The sequence below is a fragment of the Streptomyces sp. Pv4-95 genome (genome assembly GCF_045782725.1).
GTDB lineage: Bacteria > Actinomycetota > Actinomycetes > Streptomycetales > Streptomycetaceae > Streptomyces.
This window is the reverse complement of the sequence record NZ_CP127172.1, coordinates 8,003,523-8,020,623: the sequence shown is the minus strand read 5'-3', so window position 1 is coordinate 8,020,623 and position 17,101 is coordinate 8,003,523. Positions and strand designations below refer to the sequence as shown.

General features: G+C 69.7%; 15 protein-coding genes. 12 read left to right on the top strand and 3 right to left on the bottom strand.

Annotation, left to right across the window (positions count from 1 at the left end; genetic code table 11):
* The first annotated feature begins 16 nt into the window (after nucleotides 1-16).
* The 4 genes from QOM21_RS35235 (at nucleotide 17) to QOM21_RS35220 (ending at nucleotide 4,695) form a co-directional block, all read left to right on the top strand.
* Entirely contained in the window at nucleotides 17-982 is a 966-nt protein-coding gene (locus QOM21_RS35235) for a 3-hydroxyacyl-CoA dehydrogenase NAD-binding domain-containing protein (RefSeq protein WP_407555156.1), read from the top strand.
* Nucleotides 979-2,187 (top strand): acyl-CoA dehydrogenase family protein, encoded by a 1,209-nt coding sequence (locus tag QOM21_RS35230; RefSeq protein WP_407555155.1) that lies wholly within the window; start codon nucleotides 979-981, stop codon nucleotides 2,185-2,187. Before QOM21_RS35235 ends, QOM21_RS35230 begins: the two co-directional genes overlap by 4 nt.
* A gap of 268 nt (nucleotides 2,188-2,455) precedes the next feature.
* Nucleotides 2,456-3,355: a universal stress protein gene (locus tag QOM21_RS35225; protein WP_407555154.1), complete on the top strand. Its 900-nt coding sequence runs from the start codon at nucleotides 2,456-2,458 to the stop codon at nucleotides 3,353-3,355.
* A gap of 515 nt (nucleotides 3,356-3,870) precedes the next feature.
* Nucleotides 3,871-4,695 carry a VOC family protein gene (locus QOM21_RS35220; RefSeq protein WP_407555153.1) on the top strand — a complete coding sequence of 275 codons (825 nt, stop codon included), beginning with the start codon at nucleotides 3,871-3,873 and terminating at the stop codon, nucleotides 4,693-4,695.
* A gap of 67 nt (nucleotides 4,696-4,762) precedes the next feature.
* Here QOM21_RS35220 and QOM21_RS35215 read toward each other — a convergent pair whose 3' ends face one another.
* Nucleotides 4,763-5,677 (bottom strand): LysR family transcriptional regulator, encoded by a 915-nt coding sequence (locus QOM21_RS35215; RefSeq protein ID WP_407555152.1) that lies wholly within the window; start codon nucleotides 5,675-5,677, stop codon nucleotides 4,763-4,765.
* A 72-nt stretch (nucleotides 5,678-5,749) separates the two neighbouring features.
* Here QOM21_RS35215 and hisD (QOM21_RS35210) point away from each other — a divergent pair, with 72 nt between their 5' ends.
* Nucleotides 5,750-7,069: a histidinol dehydrogenase gene (gene hisD, locus QOM21_RS35210; protein ID WP_407555151.1), complete on the top strand. Its 1,320-nt coding sequence runs from the start codon at nucleotides 5,750-5,752 to the stop codon at nucleotides 7,067-7,069.
* Nucleotides 7,070-7,195: 126 nt separating this feature from the next.
* Here hisD (QOM21_RS35210) and QOM21_RS35205 read toward each other — a convergent pair whose 3' ends face one another.
* Nucleotides 7,196-8,194: a LacI family DNA-binding transcriptional regulator gene (locus QOM21_RS35205; RefSeq protein ID WP_407555150.1), complete on the bottom strand. Its 999-nt coding sequence runs from the start codon at nucleotides 8,192-8,194 to the stop codon at nucleotides 7,196-7,198.
* Nucleotides 8,195-8,509: 315 nt separating this feature from the next.
* On the opposite strand from QOM21_RS35205, the gene QOM21_RS35200 reads away from it, so the two are divergent.
* From QOM21_RS35200 to QOM21_RS35170, 7 genes are all read left to right on the top strand, one after another.
* Nucleotides 8,510-9,649 carry a cupin domain-containing protein gene (locus tag QOM21_RS35200; RefSeq protein ID WP_407555149.1) on the top strand — a complete coding sequence of 380 codons (1,140 nt, stop codon included), beginning with the start codon at nucleotides 8,510-8,512 and terminating at the stop codon, nucleotides 9,647-9,649.
* A 5-nt stretch (nucleotides 9,650-9,654) separates the two neighbouring features.
* Nucleotides 9,655-10,419: an alpha/beta fold hydrolase gene (locus QOM21_RS35195; protein ID WP_407555148.1), complete on the top strand. Its 765-nt coding sequence runs from the start codon at nucleotides 9,655-9,657 to the stop codon at nucleotides 10,417-10,419.
* A gap of 82 nt (nucleotides 10,420-10,501) precedes the next feature.
* The gene (hisD, locus tag QOM21_RS35190) at nucleotides 10,502-11,812 is read left to right on the top strand and encodes a histidinol dehydrogenase (RefSeq protein ID WP_407555147.1); all 1,311 of its coding nucleotides are present in this window, start codon (nucleotides 10,502-10,504) and stop codon (nucleotides 11,810-11,812) included.
* Nucleotides 11,809-12,582, top strand: coding sequence for an SDR family NAD(P)-dependent oxidoreductase (locus QOM21_RS35185; protein ID WP_407555146.1), 774 nt, complete (start codon nucleotides 11,809-11,811; stop codon nucleotides 12,580-12,582). The genes hisD (QOM21_RS35190) and QOM21_RS35185 overlap by 4 nt, the downstream gene beginning before the upstream one ends.
* Nucleotides 12,579-13,361, top strand: a complete 783-nt coding sequence (locus QOM21_RS35180; RefSeq protein ID WP_407555145.1) for an HpcH/HpaI aldolase family protein — start codon at nucleotides 12,579-12,581, stop codon at nucleotides 13,359-13,361. Before QOM21_RS35185 ends, QOM21_RS35180 begins: the two co-directional genes overlap by 4 nt.
* 153 nt (nucleotides 13,362-13,514) lie before the next feature.
* Nucleotides 13,515-14,861: an MFS transporter gene (locus QOM21_RS35175; protein WP_407555144.1), complete on the top strand. Its 1,347-nt coding sequence runs from the start codon at nucleotides 13,515-13,517 to the stop codon at nucleotides 14,859-14,861.
* A 131-nt stretch (nucleotides 14,862-14,992) separates the two neighbouring features.
* Entirely contained in the window at nucleotides 14,993-15,991 is a 999-nt protein-coding gene (locus QOM21_RS35170) for an ester cyclase (RefSeq protein ID WP_407555143.1), read from the top strand.
* Nucleotides 15,992-16,093: 102 nt separating this feature from the next.
* Here QOM21_RS35170 and QOM21_RS35165 read toward each other — a convergent pair whose 3' ends face one another.
* A complete protein-coding gene (locus tag QOM21_RS35165) occupies nucleotides 16,094-16,945 on the bottom strand; it encodes an MIP/aquaporin family protein (protein WP_407555142.1) in 852 nt (283 codons plus the stop codon).
* Nucleotides 16,946-17,101 lie beyond the last annotated feature (156 nt).

Here is a 17,101-nt window from a genome sequence, read left to right as displayed (position 1 = left end):
GAAAGAAGCATCTGCCATGAGCAACACACCTACCACCGTGGCCGTGATCGGCGCCGGGACCATCGGACTCTCGTGGGCCGCCCTGTTCGCCGGGCACGGACTGCAGGTACGGGTCACCGATCCGCGCCCCGATCTCGCCGAAGCCGTCGATACGGCGCTGGCCGAGGCCGCCCCTCAGCTGGCCCGGCAGGGCCTCGACACCGCCGGTCTCGCCGACCGGGTCCACCTCGTGAGTGATGTCGTCGAAGCCGTCCGCCACGCCGACGTCGTCCAGGAGAACGGCCCCGAGAACGCCGCCTTCAAGCGTGAGCTCTTCGCCACCCTTGTACGTGAAGCCCCGCCCCACGCGCTCCTGTTGAGCTCCTCCTCCGCCATCCCCTCCAGCGCCTTCACCGAGGAACTCGACGACGCCGGACGCATCCTGATCGGCCACCCGTTCAACCCGCCGCACCTCGTGCCGCTGGTGGAGGTGGTGCCCGGCCGGCGCACCCGCGAGGTCTCCGTCACCCGGGCGGTGGAGTTCTACCACTCGGTCGGCCGGGTCCCGGTGGTGGAGCGCAAGGAGATCCCCGGCTTCGTCGGCAACCGACTGCAGAACGCACTCAGCCGCGAGGCGATCCACCTGGTGGAACAGGGTGTGGTCAGCCCGTCCGAACTCGACGCGATCATGGTGAACTCGCTCGGTCTGCGCTGGTCGGCCGTGGGCCCCTTCCTCGGCGCCCACCTGGGCGGCGGCCCCGGCGGCTACCGGCACATGGCCGAGCACATCGGCCCGTCGATGCAGAAGATGTGGGACTCCCTCGGCCGCCCCGAGCAAAGCCCCGACCAGACCGAACGGCTCATCAGGGCCGTGGAGGACGCCTACGGCTCCCGCTCGTACCGCGACCTCAGCCAGGAGCGCGACCGCAAGCAGCTCGCCGTCCTCGGCGCCCTGAACAACGCCGGCACCACCAGCAACGAGAACGAGGAGACCCGGTCATGACCGCCACCCACCCGCAGAACGAAGCGACCGACGGTCTCACCGCCGACTTCTACGCCTACGAGAACCTGCTGCCCGACGACGAGCGCAAGCTGCTCCTGCACGCCCGTGACTTCATGCGCACCGAGGTGAAGCCGCTGGTCAACGACGCCTGGGCCAAGGGGGAGTTCCCCCGCGAGCTGATCGGCACGTTCCGCGGGTCGGGCCTCGCCGGTGTCCCGTACGAGGGATACGGCGACCCGCTGCCCGCCGGCAGCAATCTGCTGGTCGGCATGCTCTCCATGGAGTTCACCCGGACCGACGCCTCCTCCGCGACCTTCTTCGGCGTCCACAACGGTCTTGCCATGTACAGCATCTACCGTGGCGGCGACCAGGAGCAGCGCGACCGCTGGCTGCCCGCGATGGCCGCCCTCGACAAGATCGGCGCCTTCGCCATGACCGAGCCCCTGGGCGGCTCCGATGTGGCGGGCGGGATGCGCACCACCGCCCGGCGGGACGGCGACCACTGGATCCTCAACGGCGCCAAGCGGTGGATCGGCAACGGCACCTTCGCCGACCTGGTCATCGTCTGGGCACGCGACGAGGCCGACAACAAGGTCAAGGGCTTCGTGGTGGAGCGGGGAACCCCCGGCTTCTCGGCCACGAAGATCGAGAACAAGACGGCCTTCCGTATCGTCGAGAACGCCGATCTCACCCTGACCGACGTCCGTGTCCCGGAGGCCGACCGGCTCCAGCGGGTGGACTCCTTCCGCGATGTCGCGGAGATCCTGCGCGCCACCCGCAGCGGCGTCGCCTGGCAGGCCCTCGGTGTCATGATCGGCGCATATGAACTCGCCCTCGCCTACGCCAAGGAGCGGCGGCAGTTCGGCCGCCCGATCGCCCGTTTCCAGCTGGTGCAGGACCTGCTCGTCAAGAGCCTCGGCAACATCACCGCCTCCTGGGGCATGCTCGTCCAGCTGGCCCGTCTGCAGGATGCCGGGATCTTCCGCGACGAACACTCCTCCCTGGCCAAGGCCTTCGTCACCGCCCGGATGCGCGAGGTCGTGGCCTGGAGCCGGGAGATATTCGGCGGCAACGGAATCGTTCTCGACTACGACGTCGCCCGCTTCTTCGCCGACGCCGAGGCCATCTACTCCTTCGAGGGCACTCGCGAGATGAACACCCTCATCGTCGGCAAGGCCATCACCGGCGAGAGTGCCTTCGTCTGACGTCCCCGGCCCATGCCGCACCACGCGGGTGGGCAGCGTCCCCGAGCCGCGTCCGGTGCCTTGAAGCGCCGGGCGCGGCTTTCCGTAGCGGTCCTCGCCCGGCCGGCACCTACCTCCGACGGCCCGCGGCCGGACGGGGCACCTCCCGCACCCCGCGTGGCACCAGGGTCTTTCGGCCCTATCGGGGGCCTTCGTGGCCCTGCCTCCGTCAGTTCGACGAATGGGAGCGTGAGGGGTGTGCGACCGATCGACGGCCGGAGGAGACCACATGGACACCGACACTCCCGTTGGCCCGAAGTCCAAGAAGATCGTCGTAGGCATCGATGATTCACAACGCGCCAGGTCAGCCGCCCTCTGGGCAGCCGATGAGGCCGACCGGCACCAGTTGCCGCTGCTGGTCGTGCTCGGGGCGGACCTCGACCGGCTGACGCGGTTCGCCTCGTTCGAGACGGTCGAGCGCATTCGCAGCTCGGGACGGTCCCTGCTGCTCGAAACCCTGTCCGCGGTACAGCAGCGCTACCCCGGTCTGACCGTGACCGAGGAGCTGAGTTTCAAGGAGCCCGTGTCAGCCCTTCACACCACGGCCGGACCGCACGACACCATCGTCATCGGCAGCCGAGGCCGCGGCGGCTTCCGATCGCTCAAGCTGGGTTCGGTGAGCCTCGGCGTGGCCGCAGGAAGCGCCGTCCCGGTCATCGTGGTGCGCGACGAGACCGAACGGCCGGAGACCGGACTGGTGACGGCCGCGGTCCACGGGCCGACCGACGCCGCCTGGCTGGCCAGGGCGGCTCGCGAGGCCCAGGTCCGCAAGGCGTCCCTCCGGTTGTTGAGCGTCCAAAAGCATCTCTCCCACGTCGGCCCCGAGGACACCACGCCCGACGACGTCGATGCGGTCGCGCGCAGGCGTGACGACGTCGAAGCGGCCCTGGTGTCCGGTCTCCGTGCCGAATTCCCTCGTCTCGACATCACCGCGGATGTGGAAGCGGGCAGATCCGCCGCCGCGGTCCTCGTCGAGGCCAGCCTTCACACCGACCTGCTTGTCGTGGGCGCACGGCGATCCGACAACATGCGCTCGGGCCTGGGGCGCGTGGCCCACACACTGCTGCATCACTCCCACTGCCCCGTAGAGGTCGTACCGCGACGCAAGGGAGTCGACCAGGAGGGGTGACAACGGGGTACGCGGCCGCGCCACCAGTTGGTCCGCCCACCGCTGAACGAGCACCTGTAAAACAAGGCGAGTTGGAAGTGGGCCGGTCAGGTGGCAGGCCAGCGGCACGATCGCGCCCTGAGGGCTACAGAAAGCCTTCCAGGGCATCACGCAGGTGATCGCCTTCGTCGCGCAGAAACAGGGCCGGGATCTCGGTGTCAGGAGCGCAAGCTCCCAACTCCTCACCGGCATCATCGTCGCAGCCTCCGGCGCCCCCGCTTGAGTCGTTCTCTTCACCTCCGCTCACAGGGACGAGCCCAGAGGCCCTCGTTCGGCCTGTGTCCCCATGCGAGCCGAGCTGTCCGATCGTCCCTTTTGTGCCAGAATGGAAACGATCTCCATATAGAGCGCTGCCGCATCCGGGCTGTCGTCTCGCAGACGCCCCCACGAGACCGTCGCTGCCGTACTCGCCGGTGCTTGCTCGCCCCGGCGTCGGACGGGCACGCCGTCGTACACGACACAGGAGTCGATCGAGCATGACTGATTACCCGGAAGGCGCCCCGTGTTGGGCGGACGCGATGTTCGACGACGTGGAGGCCGCCAAGACCTTCTACGGGGACGTGCTGGGCTGGACCTTCGGTGAGTCGTCCACCGAGTACGGCAACTACACGCAGGCCTACTCCGACGGCAAGGCCGTCGCGGCCGTGGTCCCGCCGGCGCCGGGCGGCGAGGCTTCGTCGCAGTGGTGTCTGTACTTCGCGTCGCCCGACGCGGCGGCCACCGCCGAGAAGATCAGGTCGGCGGGCGGCGAGCTGTTGATGGAGCCGATGCAGGTCGGCGCCTTCGGCACGATGCTGATCGCGAAGGAGCCGAGCGGCGCGGTCTTCGGCATCTGGCAGCCGGACGAGCACAGGGGTTTCGAGAAGACCGGGGAGCCGGGCTCGTACGCCTGGGCCGAGGTCTTCAGCCGGGATGTGGGGAAGGTGGACGGGTTCCTCCCGAAGGTCTTCCCGTACGAGGCCCAGCGGATGGACATGGGCGACAGCCCCGAGGCCGCGGGCATGGACTTCAAGATCTTCAGCGTGGGTGACCGCAGTCCCGAGAACGTGGTCCTGGGCCGGATGAACATGGGCGAGGAGTTCCCACCCGAGATCCCCTCGTACATCCAGGTCTACTTCGGCGTCCCGGACTGCGACGAGGCGGTCTCCAAGACCCAGAAGCTGGGCGGCCGGCTCCACTTCGGCCCGATGGACAGCCCCTTCGGCAGGTTCGCCGCCCTGACGGACCAGCAGGGCGCGGCGTTCGCGGTGATCGATATGTCGACGACAGCCGGCGAGATGCCGCAGGTAAAGGACGCCTAGGAGCTGGCCTCCGATCGTGTGGCGGCCTGGCTGCGGCGCCCCTCCGTTGCTGCCGTCGAGCGCCCCCTCACGACGAGCCGGCGAGGAGCATCTCCTCTGCGAGCTGGAGGAGTTGGCGGCTGGCGGGTGAGAGGATGCCGGCGTCGCGGGTGATGGAGGCGATGGTGTCGAACACCGGCTCCTCGAACGGAATCAGGTGCAGGCCCGGAGGGAAGTCGGGGCCCTTGGTGACCGCGCGCGAGACGAAGGTGTCTCCCATGCCGCGCTCGACCAGCCGCAGCGCGGAACTCACGTGCTCCGTCTCGATGATCGGCTTCAGCGTCACCCCGGCCGACTGGGCGCGCTGCATCACCTGGCGCCGGGTGGGCTCGTCCCAGCCGTAGTGCGCGTCGTAGAGGATCAGCGGCGCCGCCGCCAGGTCCTCGCCCCGTACCGCACTCCCCCACCGCTCGGGCTCCCGCGTCACCATCACGACCTCGTCCCGCAGCAGCGGACGTACGTCCAGCCCGGTGACGCCCACCGGCAGCACGACGATGCCCGCCTCCAGTTCACCTGAAGCCACCGCGGCGGCGACATCGACCGAGTTCTGGCCGATCAGCCGGATCTGCACCTCGGGGAAGCGTTCGTGGAAGGTCTGCGCGAGGTCGGACAGCAGGTAGTACTCGGCGTTGCGCATCACTCCGAATGTGGCGACGCCGCCGGTCAGCCCGCCGAACGCACGCAGCGCCTGGTCGGCGTGGTCGAAGGCCGCGATCGCCCCGTCCGCGATGGGCTTCAGCAGCTCACCGGCGCCCGTGAGCGACAGCCGCCGGCTGCCACGGGAGAACAGGACCAGCCCGTACTCCTCCTCCAGCCGCCGCACCAGCTCGGAGACGGAGGCCTGGGTCAGACGCAGTTCCGCGGCCGCGGCGGTGAAGGAACCGCACCGCGCGGCCGCCTGGAAGGCTCGGAGCTGCGCCAGGGTCATGGGGTGCGAAGTCACAGGCTTACCCTATGGCATCGACAGGTATTGCCCACCTTGTCCATGGGTTCTGGGCGCGCCTACCGTCGGGCCATGCTCTACACGCCCCGCGTCCTCGACGCTCTCAACGGCTCCTTCCGCATCCTCAAGTCCCCGGCGGTCGACGCCCCCGCCGCCCAGCGCGACCCCAAGGTCATCGCCACCGTCTCCGAGATGCTCTCCACCATCGAGCGGGACGGGCTCGACGCGGTGCTGCGCTACGCGGCCGACCTGGACGGCTGGGACGGTTCGGACGTCACGCTCACCGCGGACCGGATCGCACGCAGCGGTGACGCACTGCCCGCCGCGCTGCGGGAGGCGATCGAGCTCGGCGCCGAGCGGACCAGGGCGTTCGCCGACGCGCAGCGCTCGCGTCTGACCGACTTCGAGACGGAGCTGGTGGACGGCCTCACCGTGGGCCACCGCTACGTTCCGGTGGGCCGGGTCGGTGCCTACCTGCCCGCCGGCAAGTTCCCGCTCACGGCGAGCGCCTTCATGACCGTCAACGTGGCCAAGGCCGCCGGCGTCCCGACCGTCGCGGGCTGCACCCCGCCCGGTCCCGACGGGCGCCCCAACGCCGCCGTGATCCACGCCGCACACGTCTCCGGGATCGACCGCCTGCATGTGCTCGGCGGCGTCCAGGCGCTTGCGGCGATGGCCTTCGGCCTGCTGGACGACGCGCCCGTGGACATGCTCGTCGGCGCCGGCAACGCCTACGTCGCCGAGGCGAAGAGGCAGCTGTTCGGCACGGTCGCCATCGACCTGTTGGCCGGTCCCTCCGAGGTCGCCGTCCTCGCGGACGAGTCCGCGAACGTCGCCCTCGTCGCCGCCGACCTGCTGGGCCAGGCCGAGCACGGCGCCAACTCACCGGCCGCCCTGGTCACCACGTCCGAGGACCTCGGACGGGAGGTGATCGCAGAGGTGGAGCGGCAGTTGAAGACGCTGGCGACCCGCGATATCGCCGGGCCTGCCTGGCACGACTTCGGCTCGGTCACCTGGGCGGCCGACCGTGAGACCGCCGCGACGCTGATGGACGACCTCGCGCCGGAGCACCTGGAGGTCATGACGTCCGACGACGACTTCTACCACCAGCGGCTGACCAACTACGGATCGGTCTTCCTCGGCCGGTGGAGCACCGTGGCGTACTCCGACAAGGGCATGGCGGGCACCAACCACGTGCTGCCGACGGCCGGCGGCGCCAAGCACAGTGCCGGGCTGTCGGTCTCCCGCTTCCTCAAGCCCCTCACCTACCAGCGCGTCAGCCGGGACGCCACCCCGCAACTCGCGCACGCGGTCGACGTCATCTCCGCATCGGAGGGCATGGACGCCCACCGCGCCACCGCCACACTTCGCCTGGACAGCTACCAGGGCTGACGGCACCGGGCCCGGAGGGCGGCCGCTCGCGGGACCGTCCTCCCGCGAGCGGGCCCTCGGCCGGGCTGCCGGCGTCGGATTCCGGGCGCCCCGAAAGACAGGCCCTGCCTGCAAAGGTTCAACGGTTCAGGTGACGCGGGCGTGCGTGGCCCGGGGCACGAACTCCGTCGGCAGGACAAGGCGTTCACCTGCGGGGTCGGCGTCGCCGTTGACCCGTCGGATCAGCAGGCGCGCCGCCTGGCGCGACAGTTCGCGCAGGTCGTGCCGGACCGTGGTCAGCCGGAACACCTCCCAGTCCGCCATGGGGAGATCGTCGAAACCGATGACCGTGAGGTCGTCCGGCACCCGGAGACCGGCCGCGATGGCCGCGTTCAGGACGCCGATGGCGACGACGTCGTTGCCGCAGAAGACCGCCGTGGGCGCTTCGTCGGCAGCGAGGAGGAAAGGGAGCGCCTCGTATCCGGTGTCGTACTCGAAGGCCCCGCGCACCACGCGGTCCTCCGGCAGTCCGATTCCGGCATCGGCCAGGGCCAGTCGGAAGCCGAGTTCACGCTCCCGCCCGGTCGTGGTGTTCGCCGAGCCGAAGATGCCCGCGATACGCCGGTGCCCCAACTCGACGAGCACATCGGCCACCAGGCGGCCGCCACCCTCGTTGTCGACGACGGAGGCGTAGCCGCCCCGCTCGCCGGTGTCGCGGTTGAGGAATACGTAGGGGATGCCGCGGCGGTCCAGATGGGCCGGCAGGCGCGACTCGGTGGTCGCCGTCGCGAGGACGACGCCGTCCAGGGACTGATCGAGCAGGTCCTCGGCCGCCACCGCCTCGTCGGACCGCTCGGTGATCAGCATCATGCGGTAGCCCAGCTGCTGCAGTTCGTCGTGCAGCGGCGCGATGACGTGCGGATAGAAGGGGTTCGTCAGATCGGTCACGATCACTCCGATACGACGCGTCGCACGGGTCGACAGGGTCCGCCCCGCCTCGCTGGGCACATAGTTCAGCGCCTCGGCGGCCCGCTTGACCTTCTCGCGGGTGGCGGCCGACACTCGGTGGTCGTCCCGCAGGGCCCGGGACACCGTGGGCTGCGACACGCCCGCCAGTCTCGCCACGTCGTGACTCGTGATCGCCATCGGCCCTCTTCCGTCGCCCGGTGCGCCGACCTCGGCGCTCTCGTTCAGTATACGTATGTAGCCCTCGCCGGACCGGGCCCCTTCCGAGCACCCTCGGCACACCTGCCCGAAAGCCGCCGCCCCCGATACGCCTGCACTCTGCACGCGTTGGGGCGCGCCTCGGCCGGCCTCAGGCGCAGCACCCAACCCCGCACCTGGCCCAGGCACGTGACATACGGCTGAAACGGGCCCGCCCACACCCTTGACATTGCCTGGTCGAGGATCTGTCATGGAAATGCATACGTATTCCAACGTAGCTCGAAGAGGAGAACAACCATGCCCGACGTCGTCGTGTCCGCCGCGGAACTGGGTCGCCGCACGGTCCGCCGCAGTGACTTCGTCTCCTGCAACCAGGCGTTCATCGACTGCCGTACGCCCGGCTCGGACCGGAAGGAGAACTACGCGATGATCGGGCCCGGCGTCTCACAGGCCGCCGGCCAGCACGTCAATCTCCGCCTGCCGCACGGCTTCAACATCGGCGCGGCCGCGATGCCGCACGGCATCACCAACAACCTGCACCTGCACTACACGGCCGAGGTGTTCGTCTGCACCGAGGGCGAATACCTCCTGCGGTGGGGCGCCGACGGCACCGAAGGGGAACTGCCGCTCAAGGCGGGGGACATCGCGTCCATCCCCACCTGGATCTTCCGTGGCTTCACCAACACCGGTCCGGACAACGGGTGGATGTTCACGGTGCTCGGGATGGACCACACCGGCGGCATCATCTGGGGCCCGTCCGTGCTGCGCGAGGCCGAGGGGCACGGCCTGTACCTCAGCGCCGACAACGAGCTGATCGACACCGTCGCCGGTGACGAGATCCCGGCCGGCGCCGAGCTGACCAAACCCATGGAGCAGGAGTACATCGACCGGCTGCGCCACTACAGCCCCGAGCAGATGAAGCGCCGTGTCGCGGCGACGGACGAGCTGATCTGGTCCGAGCGTCCCTTCATCGACAGCACCCTGCCGGGCGGAGGCGCGCGGCTGAGTTGCGTCATCGGATACGGCATGACCGAGGACCCGCACCAAGAACCCCGGATCTTCAATCCGCACGGGCACAACGTCGCCTGGCTGCGCGCCGACCCGGGCCAGGGTGTCTCGCTGCACCGGCAGGGCGAGACCCAGACCCTGATCGTCAAGGACGGCCGGTGGGAGGTCACCCTCAACCGCACGGACGCGGTATCCGTCACGCTGGGGCCGCGCGACATCCTCTCCGTTCCGCCCGAGGCCTGGCGCAGCGTGCGCAACGTCGGCGACTCGGAAGGAGACCTCCTGGTCGTCAACTCCGGTGACGGCCGGGTGCGCCTGGAGTGGGACGACGAGGTCCTCAAGAGCGCCGCCGACGCCGGGCTCGGTATCGACCACAACGGCTACATCGCCCCGTACGCCCTGCTGCCCCGCTCCGCGCGTCGCTGGTGACCGCCATGTCCCCGAGCGGAGCGCCCGGCCCACTGCCGCTGGTGGTGATCCCCGGCATGCTGTGCGACGAGAGCCTCTGGTCCGACGTGGTTTTCCCGGAGGGCCACGAAGTCCACCACCTCGCCCTGACGGAGCCGGACGTCGGGGAGCCGGCGGAGCAGGCACTGTCCTCGGTGGACGGGCCGTTCGTCCTCGTCGGTCTCAGCCTGGGGGCCATCGTCGGCTTCGAGGCGCTGCGCCGGGCCCCGGACCGCATCGCGGGCTTCTGCGCGATGTCGACCAACGCGGGCGCGCCTCGCCCCGAGCAGTACGCCATGTGGCGCGCGATGGACCAGCTGATCTCCGACGGCCGGTTCGCCGAGGTCGTGGACACGACCCTGCCCGGCATGTTCGAGGTGTCGTCCCCGTCGGCGGAGTGGGCCGATCGATACCGGGGCATGGCGTACGCCGTCGGCCCGGACGTCGCCCGCGCCCAGCTCGCCGCCCAGGCGACCCGCACCGACGCCTTCGGCGCGCTGCGCGGTGCCCGGTGCCCTTCGGTCGTGCTCCACGGGACGCGGGACGCGCTGTGCCCGCCGGATTTCCACCGCTCGATCGCCGAGGCGCTGCCGGGCGCCGGACTGCGCGAGCTGTCCGGTGCCGGTCACCTGCTGCCGTGGCAGCGGCCGGACGCCGTCTCCGATGCCCTGCGGGAACTGCTGGCGACGGCGGAACGCGTCAGACCACCGGCCCACCGATCGCCCGCCCCTTGTGCCCCCTCCACCTCCTGACCCTCCCCATTCCTCAGCACCTCACCGCTCACAACTCACCGCTGTCACCGCAGCCGCCATCCGACCCGGAAGAGAGCCGTCCATGCCTCGTTTCCTGAAGTCCCCCGTGCCGGCCGGGCAGGTCCGCGCCGGCCGCGCGGACGTCGCCGATCGCGTCCACGCCATCCTCGAAGACATCCGCGAACGGGGTGACGAAGCGGTCCGCCAGTACTCCGAGAAGTTCGACAACTGGAGTCCCGAGTCCTTCCGCCTCGGCCCCGACCAGATCAAGAAGATCGTCTCCGGGGTACCGGAGACCGTGATCGACGACATCCGCTTCGTCCAGCAGCAGGTGCGTACGTTCGCCCAGGCGCAGCGCGACTCCCTGCACGACATCGAGATCGAGACGTTGCCCGGGGTGCGCCTGGGGCACCGGCACGTGCCGGTTGCCGGGGCGGGCGCCTACGTACCGGGCGGCCGTTACCCGCTGACCGCGTCGGCGCACATGACGATCGTGACCGCGAAGGTGGCGGGCGTGCCCCGGGTCGCCGCCTGCACCCCGCCCATCCGGGGCGAGATACCCGCCGCCACCGTGGCGGCGATGCACGAGGCGGGCGCCGAGGAGATCTACCTGCTCGGCGGGGTCCAGGCCGTCGCCGCGCTCGCCATCGGCACCGAGACCATCGGCCGGGTGCCGCTGATCGCGGGGCCGGGCAACGCCTACGTCGCGGAGGCCAAGCGCCAGCTGTTCGGCGAGGTCGGCATCGACCTGTTCGCCGGTCCCACGGAGATCCTGGTGATCGCCGACGATCAGGCGGACCCATTCGTGGTCGCCGTGGATCTGCTCTCGCAGGCCGAACACGGCCCGGACTCCCCCGCTGTCCTGGTCACCACCTCGGAGGAACTGGGCCGCACGGTGCAGCAGCACATCGAACGGCTGCTGCCCGGCATGCCGACCAGGGACTTCGCCGAGCCGGCCTGGCGGGACCACGGGGAGATCGTGGTGGCCGACTCCCTCGACGAAGCCTTCGAGATCGCCGATTCCTACGCGAGCGAGCATGTCGAGGTCCTCACCGACAACCCCCGCCAGGCACTGGAGCGGATGCGCGATTACGGCGCGCTCTTCCTCGGCGAAGGCACCTGCGTCTCCTACGGCGACAAGGTGATCGGCACCAACCACGTCCTGCCCACCCGCGGCGCGGCGCGCTACACCGGCGGGCTGTGGGTCGGGAAGTACCTCAAGACCGTGACGTATCAGGAGGTGACGGACACGGCTTCGTCCGCCCTTCTCGGTGAGGTGTGCGGACGCGCCTCGCGTGTCGAGCTGTTCGAGGGGCACGCACGCTCCGGTGACGTACGGGCCGCGAAGTACGGCAACGGCACGCTGCCGTGGAACGACGAGGGTGCCTCGTGACGGCCGGCACGGCCCCACTGGCGGGGCGCACCGCACTGGTCAGCGGGGGCGGCAACGGGCTCGGCAGGGCCATCACGCGTTGCCTCCTGGCTGACGGCGCGCGCGTGGTGATCACCGGCCGCAGCGAGGGCCCCCTCAAGGAGACGGCCGCGCTCCTGGGCCCCGACGTCACCTACCGGATCTGCGACGTCTCCCGGCCCTTCGATGTCGAGGCGCTCGCAGATGCTCTCGCCGGCGAGGAGATCTCGATCCTGGTCAACAACGCCGGGATCGCGGGACCGGTGGCCCCGCTGACCGAGATATCGGCGGACGACTGGGACGAGGTCTTCGACGTCAACGTCCGCGGCGTGTTCCTCATGTGCCGCGCCTTCCTGCCCGCCATGACGGAGCGAGGCGCGGGGGACGTCATCAACATCGCCTCGGTGTCGGGAAAGCGTCCCCTGCTGCGGCGCACGCCCTACTGCGCGTCCAAGATGGCCGTCATCGGCCTGACCACGACGCTGGCCGGCGAGGTGGGCCCCTCGGGCGTCACGGTGAACTCCCTGTCCCCCGGGCCCGTCTCGGGGCCTCGGATGGAGCGCAACTTCCGTATGGAGGCCGAGCGGACAGGCAGCAGCTACGCGGCGGCGGAGACGGCCTTCGTCTCACGATCCGCACTCGGCCGCATGGTCACCGAGGCGGAGGTCGGCGCCGCCGTGAGCGCGATGCTGCGGATGCCGGGGCTGTGCGGGGCCGACATCGACCTCTCGGCGGGGATGGTGGCGCGATGACGGCGGCGAGAGCGGGACACCGCTCACTCAAGCAACGGCTGGCCGCCGGGGAACGTCTGCACGGCGCTCTGCTCCGGCTCCCCTCGGAGACCTTGGTGGAGATGGCGGGCGTCGCCGGCCTGGACTACGTGGTCATCGACTGTGAGCACGGCCCCGCCGACATGACCGTGCTCCAGCACCATCTGACCGCGGCCGCGGCACAGGGCATCGACGTCCTGGTCCGCGTCGGCGAATCCGAGCCGGCACTCGCCCTGCGCTGTCTGGACCTGGGAGCGGCCGGTCTCATTCATCCGCACGTCGACAGCGCCCAGGACGCCCGGCGCGCGGTGGCGGCGGCCCGATACCCACCACTGGGGACTCGGGGATTCGCCACCTACAGCAGGGCGGGCCGCTTCGGTGCGGTCTCCGCGACGGATCATCTGACCGCCGCGGACGAGACCCTGGTCGTGGCGATGATCGAGACGGCACGTGCCTGTGCCGCCGCTGAGGACATCGCCTCCACACCGGGCGTGGACGCGGTGCTGGTCGGCCCGGCCGACCTGGCCGTGGACTGCGCCTTCCCCGGGCAGGACGTCCTCGACGGGCTCACTGCCACGGTGCATCGGGCCACCGGCGAAGCGGGCCGGGCGGTCATGACGATCGTTTCCGATGCCGAAGGCGCGAGGGCAGCCGAGCAAGCGGGCGCCCAGCTGGTGCTCCACAACATGGCGCACGTCCTGATGGACACCTTCCGGTCCCTCGTCCCGCCACGGTCGGCCGAGGACAACCGCCGCCGCTGACCGCCTCCGGCCGGCGCCCGGTGCCGACCCCGACCGGGTGCCGGCCACCGCCCCGAGTGGCTTCCACTCACCCCTTGACGCCCCCTGCACTGCTCCTTAGTGTTCGGCGCAAGTTCATACGTATGCATTGCTCATCGCGCGAACGGAGAAACCATGTCCGCTGCAGCGCCGCCCACCGCCGCTGTCGACACAGAGGAAGTCGACCGGGAGAAGCGGAAGGCGATACGCCGAGCCATCGGCGCGGGAAGCATCGGAAACTTCGTGGAGCAGTTCGACTACGGACTCTACGGCTTCATGGCCCCGGTGCTCGCCCCCGCCTTCTTCCCCGACAGCGACCCGGCAGCCGCAGTACTGAGCACCTACGCGATCATCGCCATCGCCTGCCTGTTCCGCCCCGCGGGCGGCACCCTGGTGGGCCGGTGGGGAGACCGGGTGGGCCGCAAGAAGACGCTGCTGTGGACGATCGTGTTCATGGGCGTGACCACCGCCCTGATAGGTGCGCTGCCGACGTACCAGCAGATCGGGATTTTCGCACCACTCTGCCTGCTGTTGCTGCGTGTCGTCCAGGGCATGGTCTCCGGCGGCGAGTACGTGGGAGCGGTGGCCTTCATCGTGGAGTGGGCCGAGCCCCGGCGGCGCGCCTACTACGCGTCGTACGCCTCGAACAGCTGCTTCGTCGGCATCCTGGCCGGCGCCGGCACCGCCGCACTGACCAGCTGGTTGTTCGAAGGCCCGGCACTGGACTCCTGGGGCTGGCGCATACCGTTCCTGCTCGCGCTCCCCCTGAGCGGGGTCGGGATCTGGCTGCGCAGGCGCATCGACGAGACCCCGGAGTTCGTCCGCGCGACGAAGGACGGCACCCAGGTGGTCAAGGCCCCGATCCGCGATGCGCTGCGTACGCAGTGGCGGCCGATTCTCGCCTACTGCGGTGTCTCGGTGATGCTGGCGATCCTCTCCTACAGCTGGGTCACCTTCTATCCCGAGTACCTGACCGGCACCCTGGGCCTGCCCCGCTGGATGGCCCTGACCTCCAACGCGATCTCGGTCGCGGTCCTCATCCCGCTGCTGCCCCTGGCCGGCATCCTCTCGGACCGGATCGGACGCAAACCGATGCTGATCATGGGGGCCGTCGCCTGCATCGTGCTGGTCCCGCTGGCCTTCCGGGTCGGCGAGGAAGCCACCTTCGGCACGGCCGTCGCGAGCCAACTGATCTACATCATCCCGGAGTTCTTCCTCACCGGCATCGTCACGGTCTGCACGGCGGAACTCTTCGCCACCCGCACCAGGTTCAGCGCCGGCGCCATCGCCTACAACAGCTCGTTCTCCATCTTCATGGGCATCACCCCGTTCGTCGCCGCACTGCTGGTCAGCAGCTTCGACACGATCTACGCGGTGTGGGTCTACCTCGCGGCGGCCGCGCTGCTGGCCCTGGTGGTGGTGAGCGCCTTCATGACGGAGACGTACCGGAGCCAACTCGGGGCAGACAAGTTCGCCCGGTGAACACCGCCATGCCCCGGTGAGGGGCCGCGCCGGCCCCTCAGATCCCCCACCAGAGGCCCGCCCTCGCCCACGATCCATGCATACGCATACATGAACCCCGCGCACACTCCGTTCCGGAAAGGACATTCGCCATGCCGCTCGACCCCGTCGCCTACCTCCCCTACAAGGACCCGGACGACTTCATCCGTGAGGTGACCGACCGCATCTGGGTCGGCCGCGATGTGTCGTACATCGTGGACAACTACGAGCCGGACTCGATCGTCCACACCGGCCTGGGCACCGTCGTCGGCCGCGACGGTGTCATCGAGGGCAGCACCATGAGGATGGGCAGCACTCCCCAGCACATCGGCCAGGCCGAGGACGTGGTGTGGGAGGCGCGCGGAGACGACGCCTTCCTCAGCTCCCACCTGATCTTCTCCGCCGACGAGCACCTCGTGGGCGGCAGGAACATCCGCATCCGCAAGCGGACGGTCGCCAACTGCCTCTACCGTCGTGGCCGCATGGTCGAGGAATGGGTGGTCCGCGACGAACTCGCGGACTGCCTGCAACGCGGAGTCGACCCCGACGAGGCGGCCCGCGCCCTGCGCTTCCAGGGATACAGCGGGTCGATGACCGAGGAGCCGCCCACGGACGTGCTCAAGGTCGGCGTCAGCGGACCGCGCCCGGACGACTTCCGCCCCGAGTGCGAGATGGTCCTGGAGTTCATCGACGAGGTCTGGACGCAGCGCCGACTGCAGAAGGTCAACGACTTCATGGTGCGCGACCTCTTCCTGCACACGATCGGCGACCGGACCGTCATCCGGCCCGAGCGCTACCAGAGCGACCTGCTGGCCATGGTCGGCGCGTTCCCCGACGCACGCTTCGAGGTACGGGACGTACAGACCAACTTCTCCCCCCGCTACGGCGGGCTGCGGGTGGCCGTCCTGTGGACCATGCACGGCTCCTACCGCGGCACCCCCGACTTCGGCCCGCTGACCGACAAGCCCGTCACCATGCTGGGCGTCTCGCAGTTCCTGATCCAGGATGGCCGGATCGTGAAGGAGTTCCGCATCTACGACGAGATCTCCCTGCGCGCCCAGATCAACAGCACCCGAGGTGACGGCCCCTCGGTGGAGGCCAACATCTACTGATCCACCCCCGACCCGGCGTGGCCAGGAATCCAGCGTGAGTGGGCCCGCCTCTTCGGACGAAGAGGCGGGCCCACTCACGCGTGCGCTACAGGAAGGAGAGGCTCAGGACTCGCCTTCCGGCGCCGGGACCCGGCCCGGAGGCTCGGGCTCGGCTGTGGACAGGAAGTTGCCGATGAAGAACTTGTAGACCGCGGCCCCCACGACGCCACCGACCAATGGTCCGACGATGGGTACCCAGAAATACAGGTTGCCCCATTGATCTCGCCAGGCTCCTCCGTAGCCGGTGATGAAGCTGGCAAGTCTGGGGCCGAAGTCGCGTGCCGGGTTGATCGCGTAACCGGCGTCGGTGCCCCAGGCCATGCCGATGGCGACCACGATCAAACCGATGATGAACGGGGCCAGATTCGCGCCGGGCGGCGTGTTCAGCAGGTCGGTGACCGCGAAGATGAGCAGCACCAGCAGGGCGGTGCCGATCACCTGGTCCCGGAAGGCGCCCCATTCGTAGATGCCGGCCGTCGTCGAACCGTTCCCCGGCAGCGTGGAGAAGACGAACTGCGTCTTGATGGTGTGCGTCGGGTCGGCCCTCGCGAGTACTTCGGTGTAGTTCCAGCGCACCAGCAGTGCGGCGACGAAGGCGCCGGCTGTCTGGGCGAGGGCGTAGGGCACGACCTTGGCCCACGGGAACCCTTTGAAGCTGGCCAGGGCCAGCGTCACGGCCGGATTGAGGTGGGCGCCGCTGAGGCGGGCCGCGACGTACACGCCGAGGGTGACGCCCAGGCCCCAGGCCCAGGCGATGCTGTCGTGGTCTCCCAGTCCACCCTTCGGGTCGGTGAGGGCACCTCCGGCCACCACCTGGGCCACGACGCCGCACCCGAACAGAATGAGGACCATCGTGCCCACGAATTCGGCGGAGAGTTCGCGGAACAACTGTGGTTTGCCAACCGTTTCGCTCATGGTTATCGGCGTCTCCTCGGCGATTCAGGGCGCAGTGTGCCGGCGTCGGGGCTTTGGCCTGATCATCGTGGGACCACGGGCACCACGCCACCCGGAGTCCGGCTGACAGGGCGTAATCACTCTGACGGGGTGATGCGATTGCTCCGTCTGAGGTGC